The organism is Stenotrophomonas sp. TWI1183, assembly GCF_039673115.1.
Classification (GTDB): Bacteria; Pseudomonadota; Gammaproteobacteria; order Xanthomonadales; family Xanthomonadaceae; genus Stenotrophomonas; species Stenotrophomonas maltophilia_AA.
Window position 1 is genome coordinate 64,380 of record NZ_JBDJKZ010000002.1, and the last position, 25,977, is coordinate 90,356.

Consider the following 25,977-nt stretch of genomic DNA (forward strand, 5'->3'; position numbering starts at 1 on the left):
ATTGCTGCGCGGCGCATAAATGGGGTGAGGCCAACTCGACGCCCCACCACCCGGAGGCGTCGTTACTTGCTCAGCTGCTCCCACAGGAAGCTGTAGGCCAGCGCCTGCATGTGCGCGGCCTGCGCGTTGTTCGCCGCGCCGCCATGACCGCCTTCGATGTTCTCGTAGTAGGTCACGTCCTTGCCGGCGTCGATCATCTTCGCGGCCATCTTGCGCGCATGCGCCGGATGCACGCGGTCATCGCGCGTGGAGGTGGTGAACAGCACCGGCGGGTAGGTCTTGCTGGCGTCGAAGAGGTGGTACGGCGAGAAGGTCTTGATGAAGTCCCAGTCGGCCGTGTCCGGATTGCCGTATTCGGCCATCCACGAGGCGCCGGCCAGCAGGTGGCTGTAGCGCTTCATGTCCAGCAGCGGGACCTGCACCACGACCGCACCGAACAGCTCCGGGTACTGGGTCAGCATGTTGCCGGTGAGCAGGCCACCATTGCTGCCGCCCTGCACGCCCAGGTGCTTGGCCGAGGTGATCTTGCGGCTGACCAGGTCACGGGCGACCGCGGCCATGTCTTCATAGGCCTTGTGACGGTTCTGCTTCAGCGCCGCCTGGTGCCAGCGCGGACCGTACTCGCCACCCCCACGGATGTTGGCGACCACGTACACGCCGCCCTTTTCCAGCCATGCGCGGCCCATGCCACCGGAGTAGGACGGGGTCAGCGAGATTTCGAAGCCGCCGTAACCGTACAGCAGGGTCGGGTTGGAGCCATCCAGCTTCATGTCCTTGCCGTGCACCACGAAGTACGGCACGCGGGTGCCATCCTTGCTGGTGGCGAAGTGCTGCTCGATCACCTTGCCGTCGGCGTTGAAGAACGTCGGCATGGTCTTGAGCACTTCAGGCTGCTTGCCGATCTCGGCAATGGCCAGGGTGGTCGGGGTCAGGTAGTCGGTGACGGTCATCCACACCGCATCGCTGTCATCGGCATCGACCGCACTGACGGCCACGGTGCCGAACGACGGCGCGCCGGTGAAGGCACTCGTCTTCCAGCCGCTGTCGCCCGGGGTCAGCACGCTCAGGCGGCTCTTGACGTCGTCCAGCACGTTCAGGATGAGGTGGTTCCGGGTCCAGCTGGTGCCCGCCAGCGAGGTGGTGTCGGTCGGGGCGAACAGCACGTCGAAGTCACGCTTGCCGGCGAGATAGTCGTCCAGCTTGGTGGCCAGCAGCGAGCCGGCGGCGTAGGTCTTGCCGCCCACGGTCCACGGTTCGCGCAGTTCCAGGGTCAGCCACTGCTTGCGCAGGCCCTTCTCCGCCGAGTTCGGCGCATCGATCCTGGTCAGCGTGCCGTCGTCGGCGCGCAGGTAGAGCTCGTTGTTGTAGAAGGCCAGCGTGCGGCTGACCAGGTTGCGCTCGTAGCCGGGGGTATCGTCGTGCATGGCCGCGATGTACATGTCATCGGGCTTGCCTTCGTAGACCACCGAGGCCGAGGCCATCGGGGTGCCGCGCTTCCACAGCTTGGCAACGCGCGGATAACCGGAGGTGGTCATCGTGCCGGTGCCGAAATCGGTGTAGACGAATACAGTGTCGCGGTCGATCCAGTTCAGGCCACCCTTGGATTCCGGGCGGAAGAAACCGTCCTTGATCCAGGTCTTGTTGGCCAGGTCGAACTCGCGGGTGACGTCGGCATCGGCGCCGCCGCGCGACAGCGCGATCAGGCAGCGCGAATAGTCCGGACGCAGGCAGTCGGCGCCGTGCCAGACCCAGTTCTCGCCTTCGGCCTTGTTCAGCGCATCCAGGTCCAGCACGGTTTCCCACTGCGGCGAGGCCTTGCGGTACTCGGCCAGCGTGGTGCGGCGCCACAGGCCGCGCTCGTGCTGCTTGTCCTTCCAGAAGTTGTAGTAGTAGTCGCCGATCTTCTGCACGCCGGGAATCTTGGCGTCGGAGTCAAGCACCTCGCGGATGCTGGTCTCCATCTGCTTGAACGCCGGGGTCGTAGCCAGGCGGCCCTCGGACTTGGCGTTCTGTTCCTTGACCCACGCCAGCGGCTTGTCGCCGGTGACGTCTTCAAGCCAGGCGTACTTGTCCGCCGGGGCGTCAGCAGCCATGGCGGTTCCCGCCGCACCGGCGGAGATCAGACCTGCCATCAGGCAGGCGGAAGCGAATCGTGACATTGCAGCTCCAGGCAGTCATAGCCTTGGGACGCTATCACACCGGCTGGCCGCGGCTCACGTGTCGAAGGTCAGGCCGGGCCGGACGCGCCAGCGGGCGGCTGCGACGTCGTGCCTGCGGCCCCCGGCGACGGCGGGCGCTCCGGGCGAGCAGGCCGGCCAGCGGCAGGCGGAAGCGATGCAGGCTCCACCAGGCCATCAGGGGCATGCCGGCCAGCCACAGCGGCAGCCAGCCGATCCACTCGCTGTGGCCCCGTGCGGCCGGCCACACCAGGACCAGGGCCAGCCCGGCCAGTGCCCCCTGCCTGACGCAACGCAGCACGCGGGGATCGGGACGGTCGGACGAACGTGGGGAAGACGACAGGGTCATGACACAGCTCCGTGCGAAAGTGATGCGTCACCTTGCCGCGCTGCCATCTCAAGGGCTGCGACCTCGTCGGGGACGTGGCAGGAAGGACGCCCGCCATCGTGATTGCATGAATCGGTCACCCAACCGCTGCGCCGCCATTGACGTTCTCCGCCGTCCCACCCACCATGCCCCTGCCAGCCACTGGAGCCTTCCGCCGCATGTCTTCGAACCGCCCGCTTCGCGCTGTCCTGTTGGTCTCCTCGCTGGCGTTGCTGTCAGCCTGTGCGTTCCGCCATGAGACCAAACCGGAACCCGCGCCGACGCCGGTCGCGGTCGACAGCGCCGGTGCGCCGATCGACCTGCAGCGCTTCATGGGCACCTGGTATGTGATCGGCCGCGTGCCGAACCCGATCGAGCGTGGCCACGTCGCCAGCGTCAACGAGTTCCAGCTGCGCGGCGACCAGAAGGTGTCGATCAGATACCGCTACCGCGATGGATTCTCCGAGCCGCAGCAGGAGCTGACCGTCCGCGCCTCGGTGGACGAGAAGAGTGGCAACCACAACTGGCGCACCTGGTTCTACAAGATCGTGCCGACCCACACCCGCGTTCTAGAAGTCGCGCCGGATTACTCGTGGGCGATGCTGGGCTACCCGGGCCGCGAGATGGCCTGGATCTTCGCGCGCCAGCCGGACATGGACAAAGAGCTCTACAAGGAGCTCGCGACCCGCCTGCGTGACGATTACGGGGTCAACACCGACAAGCTCAAGCGCGTGCCGCAACACCCCGAACAGGTGGACCGGCTGGGCTTTGAAGTGCCGAACGTCCGCTAAGGGCGGCGGTCAGGCGGCCTCGCGCGGCTGCACCCTGCGCTCGATTTCCTGGCGGGTCGGGAGCGTCTTCAGATCGTACTCGGCCTGGAGGGCCAGCCACGACGCGGCGTCCCCGCCGAAATGACGCGCCAGGCGCACTGCGGTATCCGCCGTGACGCCGCGGGTTTCATGCACGATGGCATGCAATCGCGTAGGTGGCACATCCAACGCCCGTGCCAGCGCAGTGATGCTCAGCTGCAACGGCAGCAGAAACTCCTCGCGCAGGATTTCGCCCGGATGGACGGCCCTGAGGTTGTTGGTGGGGCGGCTCATGGGTGGCACCTCAGTGGTAATCGACGATCTCGACATCACGCGGACCGTTGTCGGTCCAGACAAAACACAGTCGCCACGGCGCGTTGATGCGGATGCTGTGCTGCCCGCGTCGGTTGCCGCAAAGCGCTTCGAGCCGATTTCCGGGCGGGCTGCGCAGGAACTGCAGGGTCTGTGCAGCATCCAGCATCTGCAGCTTGCGCTCGGCCAGCAACTGGAACGCACGGAATTGTCGAGGGCATCGTCCCGCAAACAGCGCGTACGTGTGGCGGCATCGGAAGGACTGAATCATTCCGCACAGCGTATTACGCGAAACGGAATGTAACACAGATGCCTGTCACGCAATGATGCGCTGGGCAAACACTGGATCAATCGAATCTACGCGTGCTGCTGCCTTGGCATTCCAGAAGGCGGCGTGACCCGGGACTGACCCACCGCCGCAGAGGGCGGCGTACCGACCAACGGTCGGTATCGACCGGTTACTTCCGGCTGTAGTGTTCCACCAGGCGGTCGCCGATCATCTGCAGGATCTGCACCAGCACCAGCAGCAGCACCACGGTGACCAGGGCCACGTCGGTGTGCGAACGCTGGTAGCCATCGCGGAAGGCCAGATCGCCCAGCCCCCCCGAGCCGATCGCACCGCCCATGGCGGTGAAGCCGATCAGGGCGATCACGGTGACGGTGGCGCCGGCGATCAGGCCCGGCCGCGCTTCGGGCAGCAGCACCCGGGTGACCAGCTGCCAGGTGGTGGCGCCCATCGCCTGGGTTGCTTCGATCACGCCACGGTCCACTTCACGCAGCGCGGTCTCGACCAGGCGGGCGTAGAACGGCGCGGCGCCGATCACCAGCGGCACGATCGCGCCGCGTACGCCCAGCGAAGTGCCCATCATCCACAGCGTCAGCGGGATCAGCACGATCATCAGGATGATGAACGGCACCGAGCGCAGCAGGTTCACCAGCAATGCGAGCGAGCCGTACAGGACCGGCTTGCGGTGCATCTGCGGCGAGCCGGTCAGGAACAGCAGCACGCCCAGCGGCAGGCCGATGAGCAGCGTCAGCGGCAGCGAACCGCCGAGCATCAGCAGGGTGTCCAGCGTGGCCTGGCCGATATCGGCCCATTTGCCGGCGTCGAGATGGCGGAAGAACCCGCCTGCGGTGGCCAGGATCATCGGCGCAGCTCCTCAAGGTGGACACCGGCGGCGACGAAGCCCGCCTGCGCGGCCTGTACGTCGCCCCCGACCAGTGACACGGTCAGCTGGCCATACGGCGTGTCCTTGATCCGGTCGATACGGCCGGACAGGATGTTGTAGTCCACGCCGGTCTCGCGCGCGATGCGCCCCAGCAGCGGTTCGTAGGTGTCCGCGCCGAGGAAGGTCAGGCGCACGATGCGCCCGGCCACGGCCTCGAAATCCTTGTGCAGCTCGCCCTCGTCGACCTGTTCGGACTCGTTGACGAAGCGGCGGGTGGTCGGGTGCTGCGGGTGCAGGAACACCTCGGTGACCGGGCCGGTTTCGACCAGGTGGCCGGCATCGAGCACGGCGACGCGGTCGCAGACACGCCGGATCACATCCATCTCGTGGGTGATCAGGACGATGGTCAGGCCCAGCTCGCGGTTGATCCTGCCCAGCAGCTTGAGCACCGAGGCGGTGGTCTGCGGGTCCAGCGCGCTGGTGGCCTCGTCGCACAGCAGGATCTGCGGGCGGGTGGCCAGGGCGCGGGCGATGCCGACGCGCTGCTTCTGGCCACCGGACAGCTGCGCCGGGTATTTGCTGGCGTGCGCTTCCAGGCCGACGGTATGCAGCAGTTCGTCCACGCGCGCATCGATCTCCGCGCGCGGCGTACCGGCCAGCTCCAGCGGGAACGCGACGTTGGCCGCGACGGTGCGCGAGGACAGCAGGTTGAAGTGTTGGAAGATCATGCCGATCTTCCGGCGCAGCACGCGCAGGCCCTCGGCATCGAGCGCGGTGACGTCCTCGCCGTTGATCAGCAGGCGGCCGCCGGTCGGTTCCTCCAGCCGGTTGATCAGCCGGATCAGGGTCGATTTGCCCGCGCCGGAATGGCCGATGATGCCGAAGACTTCGCCGGCCTCGATGGTCAGGTCGAGCGGCTGCAGCGCGGCAATCGCGCGGCCGCCGACGGCATAGGATTTGTGCAGGCGCTGGAACTCGATCACTTCGCGGTCAACCGGGGCATCGACGGGAGGGGGCGTGCAGCCTACCAGCGCGGGGCGGCCCTGGCCCGTGCGGTTGCGCGGAATGATATTCCGTTTGGTTCTAAGGGAACGTGATCCGGCCGGCCCGGGTCATCGGCCGGCCTCAGGGATGGTCCAGCGGCCTCGGCGGCTGGACCCGGCGGATCCGCTCGCGGTGCAGCAGGTACAGGCCCGAGGCGACGATGATCGCCGCGCCCAGCCAGGTCACCTGGTCGGGCAGGACGCCCCAGAACAGCAGGTCCCAGCCGATCACCCAGACCAGGCCGGTGTACTCCAGCGGCGCGATCATCGACGCTTCGCCCAGCTGGAAGGCGCGGGTCAGGGCGACCTGGCCCCCTGCCCCGGCCAGGCCCATGCCGGCGATCAGCGCCGCGTGGCCGAGCTGCAGCGGCTGCCAGTCCGGGATCGCGAGCAGGCCGGCGCCGACCGCCATGATCACCAGGAACCACACCACCATCGACTGCGGGGTGTCGGTCCGGGTCAGCATGCTGACCGTGATCGCGGCCAGGGCGTAGGCGGTGGCGGCGAGCAGCACCATCAGGCCGGGGAAGGAGATGATGCCGCCGACGCCCGGGCGCAGCACGACCAGCACGCCGATCAGGCCGATCCCGATGGCGATCCAGCGGCGTGGGCCGACGTGCTCACCGAGCAGGGGCACCGAGAGCGCGGCGATCAGCAGCGGGGCGACGAAGTAGATGGTGTAGGCGGTGGAGAGCGGCAGGCTGCGCAGGGCGTAGACGAAGCAGCCGATCATCACCATGCCCAGCACGCCGCGCAGCAGGTGCAGGACCCAGCGTTTGGGCACCAGCGAGCGCGGGCCCGCGGTGGCCAGGACCCAGACCAGCACGAACGGCAGCGAGGCCGCGCCGCGCAGGAAGGTGACCTGCAGGGTCGGATAGCTGGCCGACAGCTGCTTCATGCCGGCATCCATCAGCGAAAAGCAGGCGACGGCGATCAGCATCCAGGCGACAGCGCGGGTGGGGGATTTCTGCGTGTTCATGGCCCATTATCGCCGGCTTGGCCGGCCCGTCCATGGTGGCTTGGTAGAATGGGGGCATTCACCCGTTGGAGTTTGCCCATGCCCTCTTTTGACGTTGTTTCCGAAGTCGACATCCACGAGTTGACCAACGCGGTCGACCAGGCCAACCGCGAGCTGTCCACGCGCTTCGATTTCAAGGGGGTGGACGCGAAGTTCGTGCTGGAAGACAGCGTGATCAGCCAGTCCGCGCCGAGCGATTTCCAGCTGCAGCAGATGACGGACATCCTGCGCCAGCGCCTGATCGCGCGGAAGATCGATGCGGCCTGCCTGGAGTTCGGCGATATCGAGACCAATCTGGCCGGTGCGCGGCAGAAGATCACGGTCAAGCAGGGCATCGAGCAGAAGGTGGCCAAGAAGATCGCGGCGAAGATCAAGGAGGCCAAGTTGAAGGTGGACAGCCAGATCAATGGCGACAAGCTGCGGGTGACGGGCAAGAAGCGCGATGATCTGCAGGATGCGATGGCGCTGCTGAGGAAGGAGACGTTCGAGGTTCCGCTGCAGTTCGACAATTTCCGCGATTGATTTTGGCGGAACCGCTGTAGCGAAGAGCGTCAGCGAAGAGCGCTGCTGTTTGTTGCTGATGGGCTGTTGTTGGCTTTAGCGCTGGCAGTTCATCGCAAAAGGCTGGCGATTCACTGCCGAGGGGTGCGTCGGGTAGGGCCAGGCCTTGCCCGGACCCGCCGTGAACCCATCCATGGGGGCTCATGTCGCGGCATCCATGCCGCTCATGGTCCGGGCAAGGCCTGGCCCTACCCGACGCCCCGACGATTCCTCGGCGGATGGGCGAGCAAAGCGGTAGTGCCGGCCGCTGGCCGGCAACCTCGTTGCCCAGGTCGAAAAGATGCGGCTGCCGGCGTGTTTACCACCGGGCGTTTGTCGTTACGCGCGAATCAGTTTGTACAGCGTCGTGCGTGAGATGCCGAGCTGACGTGCGGCGGCGCTGATATTGCCTTGATGGGCGGCCACGGCATCACGCACGTGCTGTGTGGTGTGCGTGCGCAGCGATGCACTTGCTCCGTTGGCGCCGGCCGCGTCGATCTTCAGGCTCGCATGCGGTGCGCGCGGTCCACGCAGGTACTGCACGTGCACGGCGGTGTCGTCGTCCAGGCGGACGCGATGGGCGGGGCCGGCCTGCAGCAGGCGGCGGCGCTGGTGGGTGCTGGCGCCGGCGAACAGGCCGTCCAGGGTGAGGACGGGCAAGGGGCCGCGACGCGGCAGTCCGAACAGGCGCCGGGCCACACGGTTGGCGGCGCGCACGTGGCCGTCTTCTTCGATGGCCAACAGGCCCTGCAGCGGTGAGTGCAGCCAGCGCGCGTCGTGCTGGACGGCCAACAGATGGCAGGGGCGGTGATCCTGCATGAGGCGGTTCTCGGCCGACAGGGCCGCTTGCCGGAAGTAGCCGTGCAGCAGCTCTGCGTCGCGTTCGCCGGTGCCGGTGATGTCCAGTGCGCCCAGTACTTCGCCGTCCAGGCCGTGCAGTGGCACGCTCAGGCAGAACACGGTGGCGAAGCGGTCGAGATAGTGTTCATTGCCGCGCACCAGGGCGGGCGCGTCTTCGGCCAGGCTGCAGGCCGGTGCGGTGGTGCCGATGTCGATCTCGCGCAGGCGGCGACCGATCTGGATCGGGCGCAGCACCGGCACGTCGGCCAGGCCATGTTCGCGCTGGGCGATGACCAGGCCCTCGGCGTTGACGCAGAACAGGGTCCACTGGCGCCCCCCGAAGGCGGCCCACAGATGGTCCATGTCCTCGCGCACGCAGCGTGCGAGGCGGCGGTCGCCAGGGTCATCCAGGCGCGTGGCCGCCGGGGCAAGGGGCGCGTAATACGGCTCCTGCCGCGGCTGCACGCCGGCCTGGCGCGAGCGCTCCCAGGAGCGCAGTACCGGCGGGCTGACCACGCTGTCCATCAGCGCGCCGCCCTCGGCGAAGCGCTGACGGGCGGCGGCCAGTACCTGCTGCTGTTCCAGAACCATCGCGGCCATCGGTCGATCTCCACCTCGGACCGACAGCCTACTCCCGCAAAGCTGACTGATACGTCGTCGCAGGCATGCATGCCCGCGACGGACCGTTTCACCCGCCGATGGTCAGGATCGGCTTGAGGGTGACACCGCGGGTGCTGTCCTCGGCGGCCTGGTTGATCTGGTCCAGCGGGTAGAACTTCACCAGCTTGTCGAACGGGAAGCGGCCCTGCTGGTACAGCTGCACCAGCTGCGGGATGAACACCTTGGGCACGCTGTCGCCTTCGACGATGCCGCGGATGCTGCGTCCGCCGAGCAGCAGGTTGTTGACGTCGAACTCGGCCTTGGTGCCCAGCTTCGGGGCGCCGACCACGCCGATCACACCCAGCCCGCCCAGCGCTTCGATGCCCTGTGCCAGCACCTCCGGGCGCCCGGTGGATTCCAGTGCGAAGTTGGCGCCGCCGCCGGTGATCCCGCGCACCGCGTCGACCACATCGACCTCGCGGCTGTTGATCACATGCGTGGCCCCCAGTTCCGTGGCCAGTTCCAGGCGCGAAGGCACCACGTCGATGGCGATGATGGTGGTTGCACCGGCCACGCGCGCGGCCATCACGGCACTGAGCCCGACCGCGCCCGCACCGAAGCTGGCGAAGCTGCTGCCGGCGGTCACCTTGAGCGAGTTGATCACCGCCCCGGCGCCGGTCTGGATGCCGCAGCCAAGCGGGCCAAGCAGTTCGATCGGCGCATCGTCGGGCACCTTGATCGCATTGTTCTCGCGGCTCAGTGCGTAGGTGGCGAACGAGGACTGCGCGAAGAAGTGATCGTGCAGAGGGTTGCCGTCCGGATCCTGGATCGCGGTGGAGCCGTCCAGCGCACCGCCACCGAAGTTGAGCCCGAAGAAGTCCTTGCAGTACGCGCCGTGGCCGCCGCTGCACGGATTGCAGTGGCCGCAGGCGCCGTAGGTCAGCACGACGTGGTCGCCCACCTTGAGGTCTTTCACGCCCGGGCCGAGCGCTTCCACGATACCCGCGCCCTCGTGGCCGAGCACCGCCGGCAGCGGCACGGGGTAGTACTGGTCGCGCACGATCAGGTCGGTATGGCACAGGCCGGTGGCGACCACGCGGACCAGGACCTCATCGTCCTGCGGGCCACGGATGCGCGCCTTCTCGATCGTGAAGGGCTGTTCTTTTTCGCGCACCACGGCCACGGTGATGTCGCGCAGTTCTGCTGTTGCGGTCATGAGGGTCTCCTGGTTCAGATCGGATACGCGGGCGCTTCGCCCTTGACGGTCATCCACTGCCACTGGGTGAACTCGTCGATGTTGGACGGGCCACCGATGCTGGTGCCGTTGCCCGAGGCGCCGACGCCACCGAACGGATTGATCACCTCATCGTTCACGGTCTGGTCGTTGATGTGCAGCAGGCCGGTGCGCAGTCGTTCGCCGAGCTTCAGTGCGCGGCCGACATTGCTGGACACGATCGCCATCGACAGGCCGTATTCGCTGTCATTGGCCAGCTCGACCGCCTCATCATCGGTATCGAACGGCACCACCACCGCGACCGGCGCGAAGATTTCTTCGTGGAAGGCCGGGTTGTCGCGGCTCACATCGCTGAGCACGGTCGGCTCGAAGAACAGGTCCTTGTAGCCACCCCCGGTCGCGAGCGTGGCACCGGCGGCCTGCGCCTCGGCGACGATGCGCGCGGCGTGGTCGCGCTGCTGGGCGTTGATCAGCGGCCCGATCGCCACCTCGCCATCGGCCGGATTGCCGACCTTGAGCGACTTCGCCTTGGCCACCAGCTTCTCCAGGAAGCGGGCATGGATGCTGCGCTGGACCAATACGCGGCCGGTCGCCATGCAGATCTGGCCCTGGTGCAGGTAGACGCCCCACGCCGTGTTGGCGATGGCCAGCTCCATGTCCGCGTCGTCGAGCACGATCAGCGAGTTCTTGCCGCCCAGTTCCAGCGACACTTTCTTGAGGTGCTTGCCGGCCGCTTCGCCGACCTTGCGCCCGGCGCCGGTGGAGCCGGTGAACTGGATCATCGCGATGTTCGGGTCGCTGGTCAGCGCCGCACCGGCCGCGCCATCACCTGGCAGCACGTGCAGCAGGCCGGCCGGCAACCCGGCCAGTTCGAACAGGCGCGCGATCACGAAGCCACCGCACACGGCGGTACGCGGATCCGGCTTGAGCACCACCGCGTTGCCCAGCGCCAGCGCCGGGGCGACCGCCCGCATGGCCAGGTACAGCGGGAAGTTGAAGGGCGCGATCACCCCGACCACGCCGAGCGGGCGGCGACGCGCCAGGTTCAACCGGCCCGGTTCGGACGGCAGCACTTCGCCGATGCTGCGCGAGGGCAGTGCCGCCGCTTCATGCAGCGCCTTGGTATTCACCTTGGCCTCGAAGCCCGCCTTGAGCTGGGTCGAGCCACTTTCGCGGACCAGCCACTGCACGATCTCATCGTTGTGTTCTTCGGCCAGCTGCGCGGCGCGGCGCAGGATCTGCGCGCGGGTGTCGTACGGGGCGCTGGCCCAGTCGCGCTGCGCCTTGGCGGCGGTGGCGGCGGCGCGCGCGATCTGCGCCGGGTCGGCCATCGCGATCTCGCCCAGGCGTTCGCCGGTGGCCGGTTCGACCACGTCCTGGGTGCCTGCACCCGAGGTCCACTGGCCATCGAAGAGCTTGCCGGACCAGGTGGCCGTCGGCAGGAATGCTTGTGTTGCCATCGCGGATAACTCCTTGCGTCGTGTACCCGGCCATTGGATACCTGCGGCGGGCCACTGCCTATTGGCCAGTGGCTCGCGTGCTGCAAGTACTTGCCGGATAAGGATTTATCAGCATGACGGGTGTCCAGTTAATGGACAGTGGAAGCATGCGTACACCGGTGCCCACACGCCGCGCCGTACAATCAACAGCCCAGCCAGCGACACCGCCCGCCATGAACGATGCGTCCCTCACCGCCACCCACGACCCGATCGCCGAGACCCGGAAGTGGCTGGAGCAGATCGTCATCGGCCTGAACCTGTGCCCGTTCGCCAAAGCGGTGTACGTGAAGGAGCAGGTGCGGTTCGTGCTCAGCGATGCCACCACCCCCGAAGCACTGGTCGAAGAACTGGCCGAAGAGCTGATCCTGCTGCGCGATACTCCGGCCGAGCAGATCGACACCACGCTGATCGTGCACCCGGACGTGCTGACCGATTTCCTGGACTACAACGATTTCCTCGACAACGCCGATGCGGCGATCGAAGCACTGGATCTGCAGGGCATCCTGCAGGTGGCCAGCTTCCATCCGCAGTACCAGTTCGCCGGCGCGGCGCCGGATGACGTGAGCAACTACACCAACCGCGCGCCCTACCCGACCCTGCACCTGCTGCGCGAAGACAGCGTCGAGCGTGCGGTCGCCGCGTTCCCGGATCCGGACGTGATCGTGGAACGCAACATCGAAACGCTGGACAAGCTCGGCATCGAAGGCTGGACGCGCCTGCTGGGCCGCAACGACATGCCGCCGTGTCACTGACGCCGCCGGTCCTCGACTGGCCGGCACAGCCGCTGCGCGACCGCGTGGTGGTGATCACCGGGGGTGCACAGGGCGTCGGCCGCGGCATCGCGCAGTCCGTGCTCGGCGCCGGCGGCAGCGTGATGATCGCCGATCTGGATGCCGATGCCGGCAAGGCCTGCCTGAAGGAATGGGCGCTGCCCGAACGCGCGGCGTTCCAGCGCGCGGACGTGGCCCGCGAGCGCAGCGTGCAGGCGTTGATGAAGGCCACGCTCAAGCGCTTTGGCCGCATCGACGGTCTGGTCAACAATGCCGGCATCGCCAGCGCACATGGCACGCCGTTGGCGGACATGCCGGTGGCTGAGTGGCAACGCCGCCTCTCCAGCCTGCAGGGTGCCTTCCTGTGCAGCAAGCATGCGCTGCCGGCCCTGCGCGAACATACGGGCGCGATCATCAACATCGCCTCGACGCGCGCGTGGCAGTCCGAACCGGACAGTGAAGCCTATGCCGCCGCCAAGGGCGGGCTGGTCGCCTTCACCCATGCGCTCGCGTTGAGCGAAGGGCCGGCGGTGCGGGTCAACAGCATCAGCCCCGGCTGGATCACCACCGATGCCTGGCAGGCACCGTCACGCCGGCGCACGCCCAAGCTCTCGCGCCGCGATCATGCGCAGCATCCGGTCGGCCGTGTCGGCCAGCCGCCGGACATCGGCGCGCTGGCCGTCTTCCTGCTCTCGGACCTGGCCGGCTTCATTACCGGCCAGGACCACATCGTCGACGGCGGCATGACCCGGAAGATGATCTACGCGGAGTGATCGAGGTACCGTCCGATCACGCTACGGGGTAGTGCCGGCCGCTGGCCGGCGCCTCAGGTTGCATGACACCCCGTTCCTGGCGGCATGGTGCCGAGCCGGCCAGCGGCCGGCACGACAGCAACAGGGGATCACCCCCTCCCCTTATGGCGCAGCAGCGCATCCACGGTCGGCGCGCGACCGCGGAACGCAGCGAAGTTCTCCGCCGCACTACGGCTGCCGCCCCGCGCCAGCACTTCATCGCGGAAGCGCTGGCCGGTTTCGGCCACCTTGTCCGGGGCTTCCTCGAACGCAGCATAGGCATCGGCGCTGAGCACTTCGGCCCATTTGTAGCTGTAATAGCCGGCCGCATAACCGCCGGCAAAAATGTGGCTGAACTGATTGGGGAAGCGATTCCAGGCGGGGGGGCGGTTGACCGCCACTTCATCGCGCACGCGTTCCAGCAACGCCTGCACGCTGTCCTGGGCCGGATCGAAATCGCTGTGCAGCTGCATGTCGAACAGGGCGAATTCCAGCTGGCGCACGGTGAACATGCCGCTCTGGAAATTGCGCGCCGCCAGCATGCGGTCGAACAGCGCGCGAGGCAGCGGCTCGCCGGTGCCCACGTGGGCGGTCATCGCCTGCACACGCTCCCATTCCCAGCAGAAGTTCTCCATGAACTGGCTCGGCAGCTCCACCGCATCCCACTCCACGCCATTGATGCCGGCCACGCCGAGTTCGCCGATGCGGGTCAGCAACTGGTGCAGGCCATGGCCCATCTCATGGAACAGCGTGGTCACATCGCTGTGGCTGAAGGTCGCCGGCTGTCCCGCGGCGCCCTTGCCGAAATTGCAGACCAGGTACACCAGCGGCGTCTGCACACCGGAGGCGGTATCGCGGCGGTTGCGGCAATCGTCCATCCACGCGCCGCCGCGCTTGCCTTCGCGTGCGTACAGATCCAGATAGAACTGGCCGACCAGCGCACCCTGTGCGTCGACCAGGCGGAAGAAGCGCACATCCGGGTGCCAGACCGGCGCGTTGTCCGGCTGGACCTCCAGGCCATACAGACTGCGGATCACGCTGAACAGGCCGTCCAGCACCTTCGGCTCGGTGAAGTACTGCTTCACCTCCTGCTCGGAATAGCTGTAACGCGCCTGCTTCAGTTTCTCCGCGGCGAATGCCAGGTCCCAGGCCTCCAGCGCGGGCATGCCCAGTTCGTCGCGGGCAAACGCGTCCAGCTCGGCGCGGTCGCGCTGTGCGTACGGCTTGGCACGCGCGGCCAGATCGCGCAGGAAACCCAACACCTGCGGCGCATCCTCGGCCATCTTGGTCGCGATCGAATACTCGGCGTAGTTGGCGAAGCCCAGCAGCGTGGCCAGCTCCGCACGCAGCGCCAGCACGCGATCGATGTTGCCGCTGTTGTCCAGTGCGGCATCACCGAACTCGGAGGCACGGATCGCGTTGGCGCGGTACAGCGCTTCACGCAGCGGGCGATGCTCGGCATACGTCTGCACCGGCAGGTAGCACGGCATCTGCAGGGTCAGTTTCCAGCCAGGCAGGTCGTCCTTCTCCGCCGCCGCACGCGCGGCAGCGATCACGTCGTCCGGCAGGCCGGCCAGCTCGGCCGGGTCTTCCACGTGCAGCGACCAGGCATCGGTGGCGTCCAGCACATTCTGCGAGAACGTCGCCGACAGCGCGGACAGATCTTCGCGGATCGCGCTGTAGCGCGCCTTCCCGGCGTCATCGAGTTCAGCACCGCCCAGGCGGAAATCGCGCAGCGCGTTCTCCAGCACCTTGCGGCGGGCCGGATCGTACTGCGCCGCTTCCGGCGTGGCGGCCAGGGCACGGTACTGCTGGTAGAGCGCCAGGTTCTGGCCCAGTGCGCTGCCGAAGCGGGTCACCTTGGGCAGGTTGGCGTTGTACGCCTCGCGCAGCGCCGGGGTGTTCACCACGGCCTGCAGGTGGCCGACCTGGCCCCACGCGCGCCACAGGCGCTCGGTGGCATCGTCGAGCGGGTCGGCGAAGCTCGCCCAGGTCACCGGGGTGACGGTCTCGGCGGTCTTCACCGCCGCCTCGGCCTCGGCGAGCAGCGCGTCGATCGCCGGGGCGATGTGCTCGGGCCGGATCGCATCGAAGCGCGGCAGGCCGGAAAAATCGAGCAGGGGGTTGGTGGGGGTCACAGGCATCTCCAGACAACGGGGCCGCCGCAGCGGCATCACCCCACGATATGGCATTGCCCCCCACCCCGCACAAGGCCCCGGCGCGCGCCGATGGGCCAGGTTCACGCCAGATCCGGCGCCCTGCTCAGTACAACGCTTCCAGCGAGACGCAGGGCAGCACCGGCAGCCCCTGCCCGGCCACGGCAGCGGCGAGCAGCGCATCGGCTCCCTCCACGTCGATGCCCTGCTTTGGGTACCACTCGGGGTTGTAATAGCTGTGCGCGTAGCGCTCGCCGCTGTCGCACAGGATGGTCACGATCGAACCGCTGCGGCCGGCATCGCGCATCAGCTGCGCGGCCTGCAGCACGCCGATGAAATTGGTCCCGGTGGAGCCGCCCACGCGGCGGCCCAGCTGGCGGCTGACGTGGCGCATCGCCGCCAGGCTCAGTGCATCGGGCACCTTGACCATCGCATCGACGCTGGTCGGGATGAAACTGGACTCCACCCGCGGCCGGCCGATCCCTTCCACCCGTGAGCCGCCACTGCAGGTCAGCTCGCGCCAGGGCTGCCCGGCCAGCGCAGCGCAGTAGCCGTCATAGAACACCGAGACCTCCGGGTCCGCGCACAGGATGCGGGTGTCATGCCGGCGGTAGCTCACGTAGCGGCCGAGCGTCGCCGCGGTGCCGCCGGTGCCCGGGCTGCACACGATCCACTCGGGCACCGGATGCGGCTCCTCGGCCATCTGCTTGAAGATCGATTCCGCGATGTTGTTGTTCGCGCGCCAGTCGGTGGCACGCTCGGCATAGGTGAACTGGTCCATGAAGTGGCCGCCGGTTTCACGGGCCAGCGTTTCCGAATCGCAGTTCAGGTCGCAGGCACGCTCGACCAGATGGCAACGGCCGCCATGGAACTCGATCGCCGCGATCTTCTCCGGCGAGGTCGTCGCCGGCATCACCGCGATGAACGGCAGGCCCAGCAGGCGGGCGAAATACGCCTCGGACACGGCGGTGGAGCCGCTGGAGGCTTCGATCACCGGACGTCCTTCGCGCAGCCAGCCGTTGGTCAGTGCGTACAGGAACAGCGAGCGCGCAAGGCGATGCTTCAGGCTGCCGGTGGGGTGGCTGGACTCGTCCTTGAAGTACAGGTCGATGCCCTCGAACCCCGGCAGGTCCATCGGAATCAGGTGGGTATCGGCCGAACGGTTGAAGTCGGCTTCGATCTTGCGGATGGCGGCGGCCACCCATTCACGCTGGGACATGGATGAACACTTGAAGGAAGGCTGGGCAGATTCTACTGCGTCCGCTTGAGCGGTACCGGGACGGCCAGATTTCCGGGGCGGCAATGCTATGGTGAGCCCCGGTCCCGACTCCTGCTCCGCACCGCGCTTGCCTCGTATCCTGCTGCCCCTGCTGCTGTGCCTGACCCTGATCGCCAGTGCGGTCGGTTCAGCGTGGGCGGCCACGGCGATGGCCATGCCAGCCGCAGTGCCCAGCAGCAGCGCCGGGGAGCGCAGCTGCCATGACAGGGTCCCGGGCCTGCACGCCGACGAGGAAGCCGGTCATCCCGGCCCGGTGACCGGATGTGCCGACGACACTCACTGCGACTGTCCCCAACAGGGCACGGTGCTCCTGCCGGCCCCGTTGCCGTTGCTGATGGACCTTCCGCAATCCGATGCGCCCCTGCCCGCCGACGCCGGCAGGGCGAGCCTCGCACCCGGCCGGCTGATCCGCCCTCCCATCGCCTGATCCACCGCTGACGGACGGCCGCCTGACAGGCGCCCGACGCCGTCGCGCCAGGACACGTTCACTCCGCGCGATGTGCGCTGCGCATCCCGTGCAGGCGTCCGCGCGCCCGTGCGCCCGTGCGCCTCATTCCACTCACCTTTCCATCCCTTCCAAGGATTTCCATGCGCCTGTTCACCCCATTGACGCTCCTCGCCGTGCTCGCCGCCTCGCCGGCTGCACTGGCACAGTCTTCGCACGCCGGGCACGATCACCACGCCGGCCACGGCAAGCCCACCACGGCGGCACCGACCAGCAGGCACGCGGCCGCGTTCAAGCAGCTCGACCGTGACAACGACGGCTTCATCCGCCGCAGTGACCTGCCGACCGACCATCCCCTGCTGCCGCATCTCGAGATGAGCGATCGCAACCGCGATGGCAAACTGGATGCGAAGGAATTCGAGACCGGCATGAACATGCTTTGACCCGGCCGCCGCGCCTGGCAACGCTGCCGGGCGTGGCATTTTCAAGGAAAGGAAACGTCATGAAGTTTTTCAACGGAACCGCGTTGCGCGCCATCGTGCTGCTCGGCACGACCCTGCTGGTCAGCGCCTGCCAGGCAGCACCCGGCACTCCCAGCGACGACGCAGCACCAGCGTCGTCGCCGCCCACGACCACGGCAACGCATGCCCTGCCCCTGATCACCGTGCACAAGAGTCCGGACTGCGGCTGCTGCGGCGTGTGGGTCGAGCATGTCCGCGCCGCCGGGTTCCCGGTGCGGGTCAACGACACCGAGGACATGCTCGCCATCAAGCAGCGACTTGGCATCCCCGACGAGATGCTCTCCTGCCATACCGCCGAAGTGGACGGCTACGTCGTGGAAGGTCACGTGCCGGTCGCCGACATCCAGCGCCTGCTGAGCGAGCGCCCCGCGGCGCGCGGCCTGGTGCTGCCCGGCATGCCGGTCGGCTCCCCGGGCATGGAATCGCCGGATGGCTACCGGCAGTCGTTCACGGTCGGGTTGCTGGAGGAAAACGGGAACGTCCGCGGCTTCTCGCAGCATCCCTGATGTCCATCGCCCTGCCGGCGCACCGCCGGCAGGGCCTGCTCCTCAGATCTTGAAGTCGTCGTAGGCGATGCGCGCCTCGTCGACCCCGAGTCGCTGCAGCAGCTGGCGCGTGGCCGCCAGCATCGCCGGCGGCCCGCACAGGTAGAACTCGCAGGCGGACAGGTCCGGATGCGCCTGCAGCAGATGCAGGTGCATCGCCTCGTGCACATGGCCCGCCGCGCCGTCCGCGGCCGCCCAGGCGCCACCGGCCTGCTCGGACCACACCGGGTGCCAGCTGAAGTTGGCATGCCGCTGGGCCAGCGCCTGCATCTGCAGGTCATACGGGCAATCGCGCGCATTCCTGGCGCCGTACCAATAGTGGATCCGTTCCTGCCCGCCTTCACCCAGACGCTGCTGGATCATCGCGCGCAGCGGCGCCATGCCGGCACCGGCACCAATGAAGACCTTCTCGCGTACGGCACCGCTCAGGGCGAAATCGCCGAAGGGTCCGCTGTAGCGCACGCGGTCGCCCTCGCGCAGCGTGTAGAGATACGTCGAGCCCTTGCCCGGCGGATGCCGCTTGTTGTCCTGCCAGCCCGGACTGAAGCGCGCCAACAGCAGCAATCGCCCCTGCGCATCGGCCACCGGTGAGGACAATGAGTATGAGCGGCGAACCTCGCTGCGGTTCTGCAGCGTCGGCGGCAGCGGCAGCCTGTCCCAGTCCTGCCGGTGTTCGGCGGGATGCCACAGACCGCTGCGCGGGAGCGCGTACTCGGGCACATGCAGCTGCAGATAGCAGCCCGGCTGGAACTGGGCGTCGGCCGGCTGGTCGGGGCGCAGGTGGATCTCGCGCAGGAAGGGCGTCACCGCTTCCACTTTCTCCACAGTCGCCCAGTGCGCGGTCCACAGGCTGGCACCGCCGGCGACTTCGATCTCCATGTCCTCATCCACCGACAGATTGCAGGCCAGGCGGCATCCCAGCTTGACCTTGGGTGCCGGCAGATGGGCACGATCCGAGGCGGTCGCCCGCGATGCCGCCCCGCGCACCCGCACCTCGCACAGCCCGCAGCTCTGGCCGCCGCCGCAGTTCGAAGGCAGGTGCACCCCTTCGCGCGCCAACGCCACGAACACACTGTCGCCGCCGGCCGCCGCAACCGTCCGCAGATGCGTGCCGCCCGGCGCGAACACCGCCACCTGCCGGCGGGGTCGCCAGCGCCGCGGGATGAATTCGCGCAGATGGACGCTGGCCACCAGCAGCCAGATGCCGGTCAACGACAACCACAGGCCCCCGATGCCCATGCCGACCACGATGGGATTGTTGAAGTTGGCGCGGCCGGTGTAATCCATGATGTGCAACATCCAGAAGATGTCGAACAGGCGCCAGGTGTCGTTGCGATGCTCCAGGACCTGGCCGCTCTGTGCCGAGACGTACACCGTGGTCCCGGCTTCATCACCGAAATCCACCCGCCAGACGGGATCGGGGTGGGCCCGTGTCTCCAGTGTGCTGTCGAGATGGACCGGGTCGGCCGGCACGCCGCTGCCGCGATACGACGCCTGCGCCAACCGCAGCGCCCAGCGCGGATCGATCTCGATGCGCTTGCCGTTGTAGGCATCGATCAGCTCGGTGCCCTGGGGCGAGAGCAGCCGGTACACCGGTTGCTCCAGCAACCAGCCCGTATCCAGCGTGGCCGCATCGTTGCGCGCGGCGCGCAGCGCCTCGGCCGGCGCCAGCGCCGTGGCTGGCCATGCGGGAATCTCGCGCTCGGCCGCACGCTGGGCGCTGCCCTTGATCTTCTGCGGGTCGAGCAGGCTCATCATCAGGCCGCTGCCGAGCCAGAGCAGGAACTGCAGGCCGACGATCAGGCCCACCCATTTGTGCAGCGTACGCATCCACGGTGTCATGCCGACCTCCGCGTGCTGAAGCTGTAGAACAGCAGCCACGCGCCACTGAGCGCGAAGCCCAGCCCGGCGATGGCAGCGATCCGCAGCAGCAGGTTGTTGACGTCCGTGCGGTTCTCGTAATCCATGATGTGGAACATCCACAGGAAGTCGAACCAGCGCCACAGGCTGTGCCGGCGTGCCAGCAGATCGCCGCTGGCCGGCGACAGATACAGGGTGGTATCGCCACGGTCGGCGAAATGCACCGCCCACATCGGTACCGGCCGGGTCTTCACCTCCGGTGGCGCCCGGGTGATCCATTCCACCCGGCTGACCTGGCCGTCGCCCTGATACAACGAGCGCGCCAGTTCAATCGCCTGGTCACGGTCCAACGGGGGCAGTCGCTCGCCGGTCCGCGCATCCACCAGGAACCTGCCCGAGGCGTCGCGTACATCAAGCACCTCGCGCTCCAGCAGATGCGTCAGCCGGAACGAGCGCAGCCCGGGGTAGCGCGCGGCCAGCTCGGCGGAGCCGACCCGTTCGGCGTCCCGCGCCAGCACCTCGCCGTGTGCATGCGCCAGGTGATCGCCATGGATCACGTCCAGCGGCACCACCGTCATGTAGACGCCGCTGAGCATCCACAGCAGTGCCTGCACGCCCACTATCAGACCGATCCATTTGTGGGCACGTCGTGCCCAGAATGCGGGTTTCATCGTCTTCATCCTCTCTCAGGAACGGCGCCCCGCCGGTCACCCGGCGGGACGCACGCAATCACCAGCGATAGCCGATGCGGGCATACCAGCGACGACCCAGCAGGTCATAGGTCATCGTGTCGGTGTTGGCATCGGTGTAGCTCTGGATGAAGGGCGCCTTCTTGTCGAACGCATTGTCCAGCCCCAGGGTCAGGTCCAGGGCGGGCGTGGCGGCATACCTGGCCTGCAGGTTGTGATAGACCACGCTCGGTGCGTGGTCGCCGATCGCGCCGCGTGCGGCGTTGATGTCGTCGGTCCGGCCGATGTACTGCGCCGTCCAGCTGCCCGACCACGCGTCACGCGAGAGATTCAACGCACCCAGCGCGCGCCATTTGGCATAGCTGCCACGGCCACCGGTGATCTTGCCGGCATACTCGATGACCGCGGCACCTGCATAGGGACGCACGTCGTAGCGATGCAGGTACGAGGCATCGACACTGACGCTGGCCTCCATGCCGGCCACCCCGAACTCGTACAGTGCGCCGAGGTCGACGCCGGTGGCACGTTCGTCGGCGGCATTGACCGGCTGCGAGGACAGGAAGTCGACCTCACCGGTGCGCGGGTTGCGGGTGAAGTTGCTGGCATCGCAGAACGGATGCGCCAGCCCCGGCGTGTTGTAGCAGATCGCCAGCTTGGTCGAGCCGGCGACACGCTGGATCGCGTTGGTGATGCGGATGTTGTAGTAATCGGCGGTCAAGGTCAGCCCGGACAGGAACGTCGGCGTCCACACCACGCCAGCCGTCACCGAGGTGGCATCCTCCGGACGGAGCTGCGCGTTGCCGCCGGAGGTGGTCAGGATCGTGTTGCCCGGCTGCACGTAGTTGGCCGGCACCCCTGCGGCCTGGCAGTTGTTCCGTACCACCGAATCGGCCGGCAGGCTGCTCCAGCGGCTGCACGGATCGGTGGTGGTCAGGTTGCCTTCGGAGATGCCGCCGAACAGTTCGGGAATGTTCGGAATGCGGAACGCGGTCGCATAGGTGCCGCGCAGCTTCAGCTGCGGATTCACCTGCCAGTCCAGGCCGACTTTGTAGTTCGTGTCGCGGCCGAACAGGTCGTAATCGGACAGGCGCGCGGCTACGTTGAGGTACAGCGAGTCGGCGATCACGCTGTCCTGCAGCAGCGGCACCGCCAGCTCCACGTACGCCTCCTTTGCGGTGTACTCGCCGGCGATCGGGTCCTGCTGGTTGGTGTTGCCGATGCCCAGCGCGGTCAACACGTCCGGGTTGCGCCAGCCGCGTTCCTTGCGCACTTCCACGCCGGTGGCGAAGCCCACCCAGCCGGCGGGCAGTTCGACGATCTGGCCGCTCAGGCTGGCGGTGAAGCTCTTCTGCTCATTGCCGCCGGTGTCACGCGAGGTGTAGAGGATGTAGTCCAGCACCTCCTTCGACAGATTCCCGTAGCCCAGGTAGTTGCCGCACAGGATCGACGCCCCCGGCAGCGAGCTGCAGATCGCCCGGTTCAAGGTCTGGTCGACGCGATCCAGGTTGGCCACCTTGTCCGAGCCGTCCACGCCGGTATTGCGCCCCATGTTGAACGCAGCCGACCAGTCCCAGCCCACGCCGAACTGGCCCTGCAGGCCCACGACGGCGCGGTAGGTATTGGTCTCCTGCGAGAAGTGGCGCGGGCCGGCTTCTTCCAGGCGCCGGCGCTGCAGCAGCAGGTCCTGCCCGGTCGGGTTGGTCGGATGATCGGCCGCGATGTTGATCGGGCGGTAGACCCCCAGGGAGCCGGCAGTGGCCAGCTGATCGGACTGGCGGTTGGTGTACATCAACTCCGTGAACACCCGCACGCTGTCGCTCAACTGGTTGTCGCCGAACACACTCAGGCTCAGGCGCTTGATCGGGTTGACCGCGTTGAGGGTGGGGTTGCCGTTGTAGTTGTGCTTGGCGGCGTTGTAGGTCTCGAACAGCGGATCACCGGGGTTCTGGCGGAAGTTGATGCGCGACCCGTCGGCCAGCAGCGCACGCCCACCGGTGGTGGCCGAGCTGCCCGAACAGACCAGTTTGCCGCCGGACTCGATCAGGCCGCACGGCGCGCGCGAGGCCATGTTCACGGTGCCGCCTTCGGCGTAGTTGATTCCGGCGATCAACGAACCGCGCTCGCCGGTCACGCCCCAGGCCAGGTCAACGGCCGTCTCATCGCCATCGCCCCGGGTGGTTTCGCCGTAACGGACCGAGGCCTGTACGCCATCGAAGCCTTTCTTGGTGATGATGTTGACCACGCCGGCCACCGCATCTGCACCGTAGATGGCCGACGCCCCGTCCTTCAGCACTTCGACGCGCTCGATCAGCGCCACCGGGATGATGTTCAGATCGACCGAACTGTTGGCCCCGGTGCCGCCGTTGACGATACGGCGGCCATTGAGCAGCACCAGCGTGCGGTTGATACCGAGGCCGCGCAGATTGACCTGGGTGGTGCCGTAGCCGTTCTCGGCCCAGTAGGCATTGCTCTGGCTGCCCGCGAAACCGGCCGAGGCCGGCAGGCGCTGCAGCAGGGTATCCACCGAGGTGGCGCCGGAGCGCTGGATCGTTTCGGCATCGATCACGCTGACCGGGCCGACGCCGGACAACTGGGCGCGCTTGATGTGGCTGCCGGTCACCTGGACCGTATCCAGGGTGCGCGCACCCGTCTGGTCGGTTCTGCTTTCCTGCGCATGCAGCGACGGAGTGGCGGCCGCACACAGCAGCGTGCCGATGGCCAGGGCCAGGGCATGGGTCTTGACGTACATGTTCTCTCTCTCCCGCTTGGGGTCTTGTCTCGTGGCAGGATCCGTCGGCCACGATGGCCGGACGGACCGCATCAGGCGCCGCATGGGCGCCGGGACGACAAGATCAGGCGATGGGAGGTCGGAAAACGCGCGAGAGCTTCCTGTGCGGAACCTCCAGCGGGGGGAACAGCGTGTCCATCGAAATCGGCGAATGCCGCGTGGCGAACAGCGTCGTGGTCGAGGGCGGGTAGAAGGTCAGCACGCAGACGCAATCGCAGGCGGCACGGTCCGCACAGTCGGCATCCCCGCCCGGCCCGGTGCGGTCGTGATCGCCGTGCGCCGCCAAGGCCGGGGCGGCCTCCTGCACCGGCAGATCGCACGCCTCGCCCGTGGCACTGGCCTCGCCGGCGGCGGCGAGCGGGCCACTCGCGGTCATCGCGTGCAGGGCCATGCGCGTGCTCGCCCACGCGCCGAGTACACCGTCGGCACCCAGCAAAGCGATCAGCAGCAATGGCAGCATCAAGCGGTATGACATGGGGCGCTTCAACAGCCTCGGTTTATTTGTATATACAAAACATTGAATAGCGCGTCGGTCGAGGCGCGTCAACTCCCCTCTCCCGTTCACGACGTCGGCGTCTCCCTTGCCGGCTGCGCGTTTCCCCACGCAGATATCCGTCCCGCCGGCCTCTGCCGGCTCCCTTCCCGCCGATGGCATCCGCATCGACCCAGCGCAATCGCCCGCGTCCATCCTGCGTTGCAGCATAGCCAGCACGCACGTCGCCGCCAAGCGCCAACATGCCCGTTCGGGCGCGATTTCGCATCTATTTTTACAAGCAAGGCTGGATATCGATTGCTGGTTACACATGCAACTTTTTGTGGCGCGCATTCATGCGCTTATCCAGGCCTCACCTGTGTTCCGTAAACTTGTCCGCACGCGCGTGATCGCGCTTCTTTTCATCGTGACAGGACCTCCCCATGACCCTTCCCGCTTGCCTGCGTGAGCACCCCGGCGTCGCCGCGGATGTGCCCGCCGAAACCACCGGCTTCGTGTTCAACCACACCATGCTGCGCGTCAAAGACGCCGCCGCATCGCTGGACTTCTACACCCGCGTGCTCGGCTTCCGCCTGATCGACCAGCGCGACTTCGCCGAGGCGCAGTTCAGCCTGTACTTCCTGGCCCTGCTGCCGGCCGGCACCCAGATCCCCGAGGGCGACGACGCGCGCCGCGTCTGGATGGCCGGCATCCCCGGCGTGCTCGAGCTGACCCACAACCATGGCACCGAGAACCAGGACGGCCCGGTCTACCACGACGGCAATACCGACCCGCGCGGCTTCGGCCACATCTGTGTCTCCGTGCCGGACATCCAGGCCGCCTGCAAGCGCTTCGACGCCCTGCAGGTGCCCTACCAGAAGCGCCTGGAAGACGGCCGCATGAAGCACCTGGCCTTCATCAAGGATCCGGACGGCTACTGGGTGGAGATCATCTCCAATACCCCGATCGCCTGATCCCGCCTCGCCACGACGCGCCGGCCCCGTCGGCGCGTTGTCGAGGCTAGGGCTGGATCTGGAACTCGAAGGCCGCATGGAACGGCGCTTTCGGCGGCACGAACAACGTTTTCCCGACGAACCCCGCATCGACGCAGCGCGCGACCGCCTCCTCGCCTTGGCGCCATGTCCGCACCACCCTGCCCTGCGCATCCAGCTGCAGCACCACGGTGAAGGGCGCCAGCGCCTGCGGCGCGGGCGTGGGCATGCAGCGCGTAAAGCTGGCCCCGCCGACCCGGCTCATGCTGTCCAGCATCTCCGCATACGCCGCCGGTGCCAGGCTGGCCTCATCGCGCTGCGCCAGCGCCCGCACCTGTTCATAGCCCGCGTCGCCTGCGACCGCCTGGGCCATCATCACCATCCACAGCATCGTGCCTCCTCCGCCTGCGCGTTCATGACGCCAGCGCGCAGCGTAGGTCAGCGTGCGGGCCGGCGGAAGGGCCGTGGCCGACAGACCGCTGCGCGCAGTCAGCAAGGTCGACACCGCCGCGATGCGTCGCGCTGCGTCCGGTGGTATATCTGCGCCCCGTCCCACCACCCAACGGAGTCGGTATGGAAACGATGGAACTGCACCGCGGCCGCCTGATCGATCACCTGCAACTGGTGGTCAGGGATCTGGCCGCCAGCCGCCGCTTTTACCAGGCCGTGTTCGACACGATCGGCATTCCGATCGCCGGCGAAGGCGACACCTACTTCTGGGCCGACGAACTGTTCATCTCCACGCCGGACAGCGACGCGGCGCTGGGCCAGCTCACCGGTCGCCACCACCTCGCCTTCCAGGCGCGCGACCGCGCCACCGTCGAGGCCTTCCACCAGGCGGCACTGGTCAACGGTGGCAAGGACAACGGCGCCCCGGGCGAGCGTCCTTACCATCCGGGCTACTACGCGGCGTTCGCGCTGGATCCGGATGGCAACAACATCGAAGTGGTGTTCCATGGGCCGGCCACCTACAGCGCGGACTCGGTGACGGTGACCTTCGAAGGCTGAGGCGGAACCTGAATTCTTCAGGGAGTATCTGATGCGTCTCACTGGATGAGATC

General features: G+C 67.5%; 26 protein-coding genes. 9 read left to right on the forward strand and 17 right to left on the reverse strand.

The window, feature by feature from the left end; translation table 11 throughout:
* Window positions 1-62 precede the first annotated feature (62 nt).
* Together ABE434_RS02670 and ABE434_RS02675 are read right to left on the reverse strand one after the other, a co-directional pair.
* A complete protein-coding gene (locus tag ABE434_RS02670; protein ID WP_346477732.1) occupies window positions 63-2,159 on the reverse strand; it encodes a prolyl oligopeptidase family serine peptidase in 2,097 nt (698 codons plus the stop codon).
* A 34-nt stretch (window positions 2,160-2,193) separates the two neighbouring features.
* The gene (locus ABE434_RS02675) at window positions 2,194-2,520 is read right to left on the reverse strand and encodes a hypothetical protein (RefSeq protein WP_241696400.1); all 327 of its coding nucleotides are present in this window, start codon (window positions 2,518-2,520) and stop codon (window positions 2,194-2,196) included.
* A gap of 203 nt (window positions 2,521-2,723) precedes the next feature.
* Here ABE434_RS02675 and ABE434_RS02680 point away from each other — a divergent pair, with 203 nt between their 5' ends.
* A complete protein-coding gene (locus tag ABE434_RS02680) occupies window positions 2,724-3,335 on the forward strand; it encodes a lipocalin family protein (protein ID WP_176988144.1) in 612 nt (203 codons plus the stop codon).
* A 9-nt stretch (window positions 3,336-3,344) separates the two neighbouring features.
* On the opposite strand, the gene ABE434_RS02685 is transcribed toward ABE434_RS02680, so the two are convergent.
* From ABE434_RS02685 to ABE434_RS02705, 5 genes are all read right to left on the reverse strand, one after another.
* The gene (locus tag ABE434_RS02685; RefSeq protein WP_137190416.1) at window positions 3,345-3,647 is read right to left on the reverse strand and encodes a HigA family addiction module antitoxin; all 303 of its coding nucleotides are present in this window, start codon (window positions 3,645-3,647) and stop codon (window positions 3,345-3,347) included.
* A gap of 10 nt (window positions 3,648-3,657) precedes the next feature.
* Window positions 3,658-3,936, reverse strand: a complete 279-nt coding sequence (locus tag ABE434_RS02690) for a type II toxin-antitoxin system RelE/ParE family toxin (RefSeq protein ID WP_346477733.1) — start codon at window positions 3,934-3,936, stop codon at window positions 3,658-3,660.
* A gap of 187 nt (window positions 3,937-4,123) precedes the next feature.
* Window positions 4,124-4,813, reverse strand: a complete 690-nt coding sequence (locus ABE434_RS02695; protein ID WP_346477734.1) for a methionine ABC transporter permease — start codon at window positions 4,811-4,813, stop codon at window positions 4,124-4,126.
* Window positions 4,810-5,817 carry a methionine ABC transporter ATP-binding protein gene (locus tag ABE434_RS02700; RefSeq protein WP_179460010.1) on the reverse strand — a complete coding sequence of 336 codons (1,008 nt, stop codon included), beginning with the start codon at window positions 5,815-5,817 and terminating at the stop codon, window positions 4,810-4,812. Before ABE434_RS02700 ends, ABE434_RS02695 begins: the two co-directional genes overlap by 4 nt.
* A gap of 142 nt (window positions 5,818-5,959) precedes the next feature.
* Window positions 5,960-6,856, reverse strand: coding sequence for a DMT family transporter (locus ABE434_RS02705; RefSeq protein ID WP_176988140.1), 897 nt, complete (start codon window positions 6,854-6,856; stop codon window positions 5,960-5,962).
* A gap of 78 nt (window positions 6,857-6,934) precedes the next feature.
* Between ABE434_RS02705 and ABE434_RS02710 the strand changes: the two genes are divergently transcribed.
* A complete protein-coding gene (locus ABE434_RS02710) occupies window positions 6,935-7,417 on the forward strand; it encodes a YajQ family cyclic di-GMP-binding protein (protein ID WP_176988139.1) in 483 nt (160 codons plus the stop codon).
* A 357-nt stretch (window positions 7,418-7,774) separates the two neighbouring features.
* Here ABE434_RS02710 and ABE434_RS02715 read toward each other — a convergent pair whose 3' ends face one another.
* The 3 genes from ABE434_RS02715 to ABE434_RS02725 form a co-directional block, all read right to left on the reverse strand.
* Complete coding sequence (locus tag ABE434_RS02715; protein ID WP_346477735.1) at window positions 7,775-8,875, reverse strand: helix-turn-helix domain-containing protein; 1,101 nt, start codon at window positions 8,873-8,875, stop codon at window positions 7,775-7,777.
* A gap of 88 nt (window positions 8,876-8,963) precedes the next feature.
* Complete coding sequence (locus ABE434_RS02720; protein WP_176988137.1) at window positions 8,964-10,091, reverse strand: NAD(P)-dependent alcohol dehydrogenase; 1,128 nt, start codon at window positions 10,089-10,091, stop codon at window positions 8,964-8,966.
* Between the two features lie 14 nt (window positions 10,092-10,105).
* Window positions 10,106-11,569: a benzaldehyde dehydrogenase gene (locus tag ABE434_RS02725; RefSeq protein WP_346477736.1), complete on the reverse strand. Its 1,464-nt coding sequence runs from the start codon at window positions 11,567-11,569 to the stop codon at window positions 10,106-10,108.
* A gap of 212 nt (window positions 11,570-11,781) precedes the next feature.
* Between ABE434_RS02725 and ABE434_RS02730 the strand changes: the two genes are divergently transcribed.
* Window positions 11,782-12,360: a DUF1415 domain-containing protein gene (locus ABE434_RS02730; RefSeq protein WP_176988135.1), complete on the forward strand. Its 579-nt coding sequence runs from the start codon at window positions 11,782-11,784 to the stop codon at window positions 12,358-12,360.
* Window positions 12,351-13,151 (forward strand): SDR family oxidoreductase, encoded by an 801-nt coding sequence (locus ABE434_RS02735; protein ID WP_346477737.1) that lies wholly within the window; start codon window positions 12,351-12,353, stop codon window positions 13,149-13,151. Before ABE434_RS02730 ends, ABE434_RS02735 begins: the two co-directional genes overlap by 10 nt.
* Window positions 13,152-13,279: 128 nt before the next feature.
* Here the strand turns inward: ABE434_RS02735 and ABE434_RS02740 are convergent, their stop codons facing one another.
* Window positions 13,280-15,313, reverse strand: a complete 2,034-nt coding sequence (locus ABE434_RS02740; protein ID WP_346477738.1) for a M3 family metallopeptidase — start codon at window positions 15,311-15,313, stop codon at window positions 13,280-13,282.
* 118 nt (window positions 15,314-15,431) lie between these two features.
* Window positions 15,432-16,544 (reverse strand): PLP-dependent cysteine synthase family protein, encoded by a 1,113-nt coding sequence (locus ABE434_RS02745; RefSeq protein WP_176988132.1) that lies wholly within the window; start codon window positions 16,542-16,544, stop codon window positions 15,432-15,434.
* Window positions 16,545-16,671: 127 nt separating this feature from the next.
* Here ABE434_RS02745 and ABE434_RS02750 point away from each other — a divergent pair, with 127 nt between their 5' ends.
* From ABE434_RS02750 to ABE434_RS02760, 3 genes are all read left to right on the forward strand, one after another.
* Window positions 16,672-17,031, forward strand: coding sequence for a CopL family metal-binding regulatory protein (locus ABE434_RS02750; protein WP_346477739.1), 360 nt, complete (start codon window positions 16,672-16,674; stop codon window positions 17,029-17,031).
* A gap of 161 nt (window positions 17,032-17,192) precedes the next feature.
* On the forward strand, window positions 17,193-17,492 hold the full coding sequence (locus ABE434_RS02755; RefSeq protein WP_346477740.1) for an EF-hand domain-containing protein: 300 nt from the start codon (window positions 17,193-17,195) through the stop codon (window positions 17,490-17,492).
* A 59-nt stretch (window positions 17,493-17,551) separates the two neighbouring features.
* Window positions 17,552-18,076, forward strand: a complete 525-nt coding sequence (locus ABE434_RS02760; protein ID WP_346477741.1) for a DUF411 domain-containing protein — start codon at window positions 17,552-17,554, stop codon at window positions 18,074-18,076.
* A 42-nt stretch (window positions 18,077-18,118) separates the two neighbouring features.
* Here ABE434_RS02760 and ABE434_RS02765 read toward each other — a convergent pair whose 3' ends face one another.
* The 4 genes from ABE434_RS02765 to ABE434_RS02780 form a co-directional block, all read right to left on the reverse strand.
* Window positions 18,119-19,957 (reverse strand): 2Fe-2S iron-sulfur cluster-binding protein, encoded by a 1,839-nt coding sequence (locus ABE434_RS02765; protein WP_346477742.1) that lies wholly within the window; start codon window positions 19,955-19,957, stop codon window positions 18,119-18,121.
* Window positions 19,954-20,646, reverse strand: a complete 693-nt coding sequence (locus ABE434_RS02770) for a PepSY domain-containing protein (RefSeq protein ID WP_346477743.1) — start codon at window positions 20,644-20,646, stop codon at window positions 19,954-19,956. The genes ABE434_RS02765 and ABE434_RS02770 overlap by 4 nt, the downstream gene beginning before the upstream one ends.
* 58 nt (window positions 20,647-20,704) lie before the next feature.
* Window positions 20,705-23,413, reverse strand: a complete 2,709-nt coding sequence (locus tag ABE434_RS02775; RefSeq protein WP_346477744.1) for a TonB-dependent receptor — start codon at window positions 23,411-23,413, stop codon at window positions 20,705-20,707.
* 103 nt (window positions 23,414-23,516) lie between these two features.
* Entirely contained in the window at window positions 23,517-23,927 is a 411-nt protein-coding gene (locus tag ABE434_RS02780; protein WP_346477745.1) for a CopL family metal-binding regulatory protein, read from the reverse strand.
* A 440-nt stretch (window positions 23,928-24,367) separates the two neighbouring features.
* Between ABE434_RS02780 and gloA the strand changes: the two genes are divergently transcribed.
* Window positions 24,368-24,898 (forward strand): lactoylglutathione lyase, encoded by a 531-nt coding sequence (gene gloA / locus ABE434_RS02785; RefSeq protein WP_346477746.1) that lies wholly within the window; start codon window positions 24,368-24,370, stop codon window positions 24,896-24,898.
* 46 nt (window positions 24,899-24,944) lie between these two features.
* Here gloA and ABE434_RS02790 read toward each other — a convergent pair whose 3' ends face one another.
* The gene (locus ABE434_RS02790) at window positions 24,945-25,421 is read right to left on the reverse strand and encodes a hypothetical protein (protein ID WP_346477747.1); all 477 of its coding nucleotides are present in this window, start codon (window positions 25,419-25,421) and stop codon (window positions 24,945-24,947) included.
* A gap of 68 nt (window positions 25,422-25,489) precedes the next feature.
* Here ABE434_RS02790 and ABE434_RS02795 point away from each other — a divergent pair, with 68 nt between their 5' ends.
* A complete protein-coding gene (locus tag ABE434_RS02795; RefSeq protein WP_346477748.1) occupies window positions 25,490-25,924 on the forward strand; it encodes a VOC family protein in 435 nt (144 codons plus the stop codon).
* Window positions 25,925-25,977 lie beyond the last annotated feature (53 nt).

Bases quoted from the DNA above. Each gene is read 5' to 3' on its own strand.
- ABE434_RS02725 (WP_346477736.1), bottom strand. From the start codon at position 11,569: ATGGCAACACAAGCATTCCTGCCGACGGCCACCTGGTCCGGCAAGCTC.
- ABE434_RS02685 (WP_137190416.1), bottom strand. From the start codon at position 3,647: ATGAGCCGCCCCACCAACAACCTCAGGGCCGTCCATCCGGGCGAAATC.
- ABE434_RS02670 (WP_346477732.1), bottom strand. From the start codon at position 2,159: ATGTCACGATTCGCTTCCGCCTGCCTGATGGCAGGTCTGATCTCCGCC.
- ABE434_RS02780 (WP_346477745.1), bottom strand. From the start codon at position 23,927: ATGTCATACCGCTTGATGCTGCCATTGCTGCTGATCGCTTTGCTGGGT.
- ABE434_RS02745 (WP_176988132.1), bottom strand. From the start codon at position 16,544: ATGTCCCAGCGTGAATGGGTGGCCGCCGCCATCCGCAAGATCGAAGCC.
- ABE434_RS02760 (WP_346477741.1), top strand. From the start codon at position 17,552: ATGAAGTTTTTCAACGGAACCGCGTTGCGCGCCATCGTGCTGCTCGGC.
- ABE434_RS02740 (WP_346477738.1), bottom strand. From the start codon at position 15,313: ATGCCTGTGACCCCCACCAACCCCCTGCTCGATTTTTCCGGCCTGCCG.
- ABE434_RS02720 (WP_176988137.1), bottom strand. From the start codon at position 10,091: ATGACCGCAACAGCAGAACTGCGCGACATCACCGTGGCCGTGGTGCGC.
- ABE434_RS02730 (WP_176988135.1), top strand. From the start codon at position 11,782: ATGAACGATGCGTCCCTCACCGCCACCCACGACCCGATCGCCGAGACC.
- ABE434_RS02705 (WP_176988140.1), bottom strand. From the start codon at position 6,856: ATGAACACGCAGAAATCCCCCACCCGCGCTGTCGCCTGGATGCTGATC.
- ABE434_RS02795 (WP_346477748.1), top strand. From the start codon at position 25,490: ATGGAAACGATGGAACTGCACCGCGGCCGCCTGATCGATCACCTGCAA.
- ABE434_RS02680 (WP_176988144.1), top strand. From the start codon at position 2,724: ATGTCTTCGAACCGCCCGCTTCGCGCTGTCCTGTTGGTCTCCTCGCTG.
- ABE434_RS02710 (WP_176988139.1), top strand. From the start codon at position 6,935: ATGCCCTCTTTTGACGTTGTTTCCGAAGTCGACATCCACGAGTTGACC.
- ABE434_RS02695 (WP_346477734.1), bottom strand. From the start codon at position 4,813: ATGATCCTGGCCACCGCAGGCGGGTTCTTCCGCCATCTCGACGCCGGC.
- gloA (WP_346477746.1), top strand. From the start codon at position 24,368: ATGACCCTTCCCGCTTGCCTGCGTGAGCACCCCGGCGTCGCCGCGGAT.
- ABE434_RS02690 (WP_346477733.1), bottom strand. From the start codon at position 3,936: ATGATTCAGTCCTTCCGATGCCGCCACACGTACGCGCTGTTTGCGGGA.
- ABE434_RS02715 (WP_346477735.1), bottom strand. From the start codon at position 8,875: ATGGCCGCGATGGTTCTGGAACAGCAGCAGGTACTGGCCGCCGCCCGT.
- ABE434_RS02770 (WP_346477743.1), bottom strand. From the start codon at position 20,646: ATGAAACCCGCATTCTGGGCACGACGTGCCCACAAATGGATCGGTCTG.
- ABE434_RS02775 (WP_346477744.1), bottom strand. From the start codon at position 23,413: ATGTACGTCAAGACCCATGCCCTGGCCCTGGCCATCGGCACGCTGCTG.
- ABE434_RS02765 (WP_346477742.1), bottom strand. From the start codon at position 19,957: ATGACACCGTGGATGCGTACGCTGCACAAATGGGTGGGCCTGATCGTC.
- ABE434_RS02755 (WP_346477740.1), top strand. From the start codon at position 17,193: ATGCGCCTGTTCACCCCATTGACGCTCCTCGCCGTGCTCGCCGCCTCG.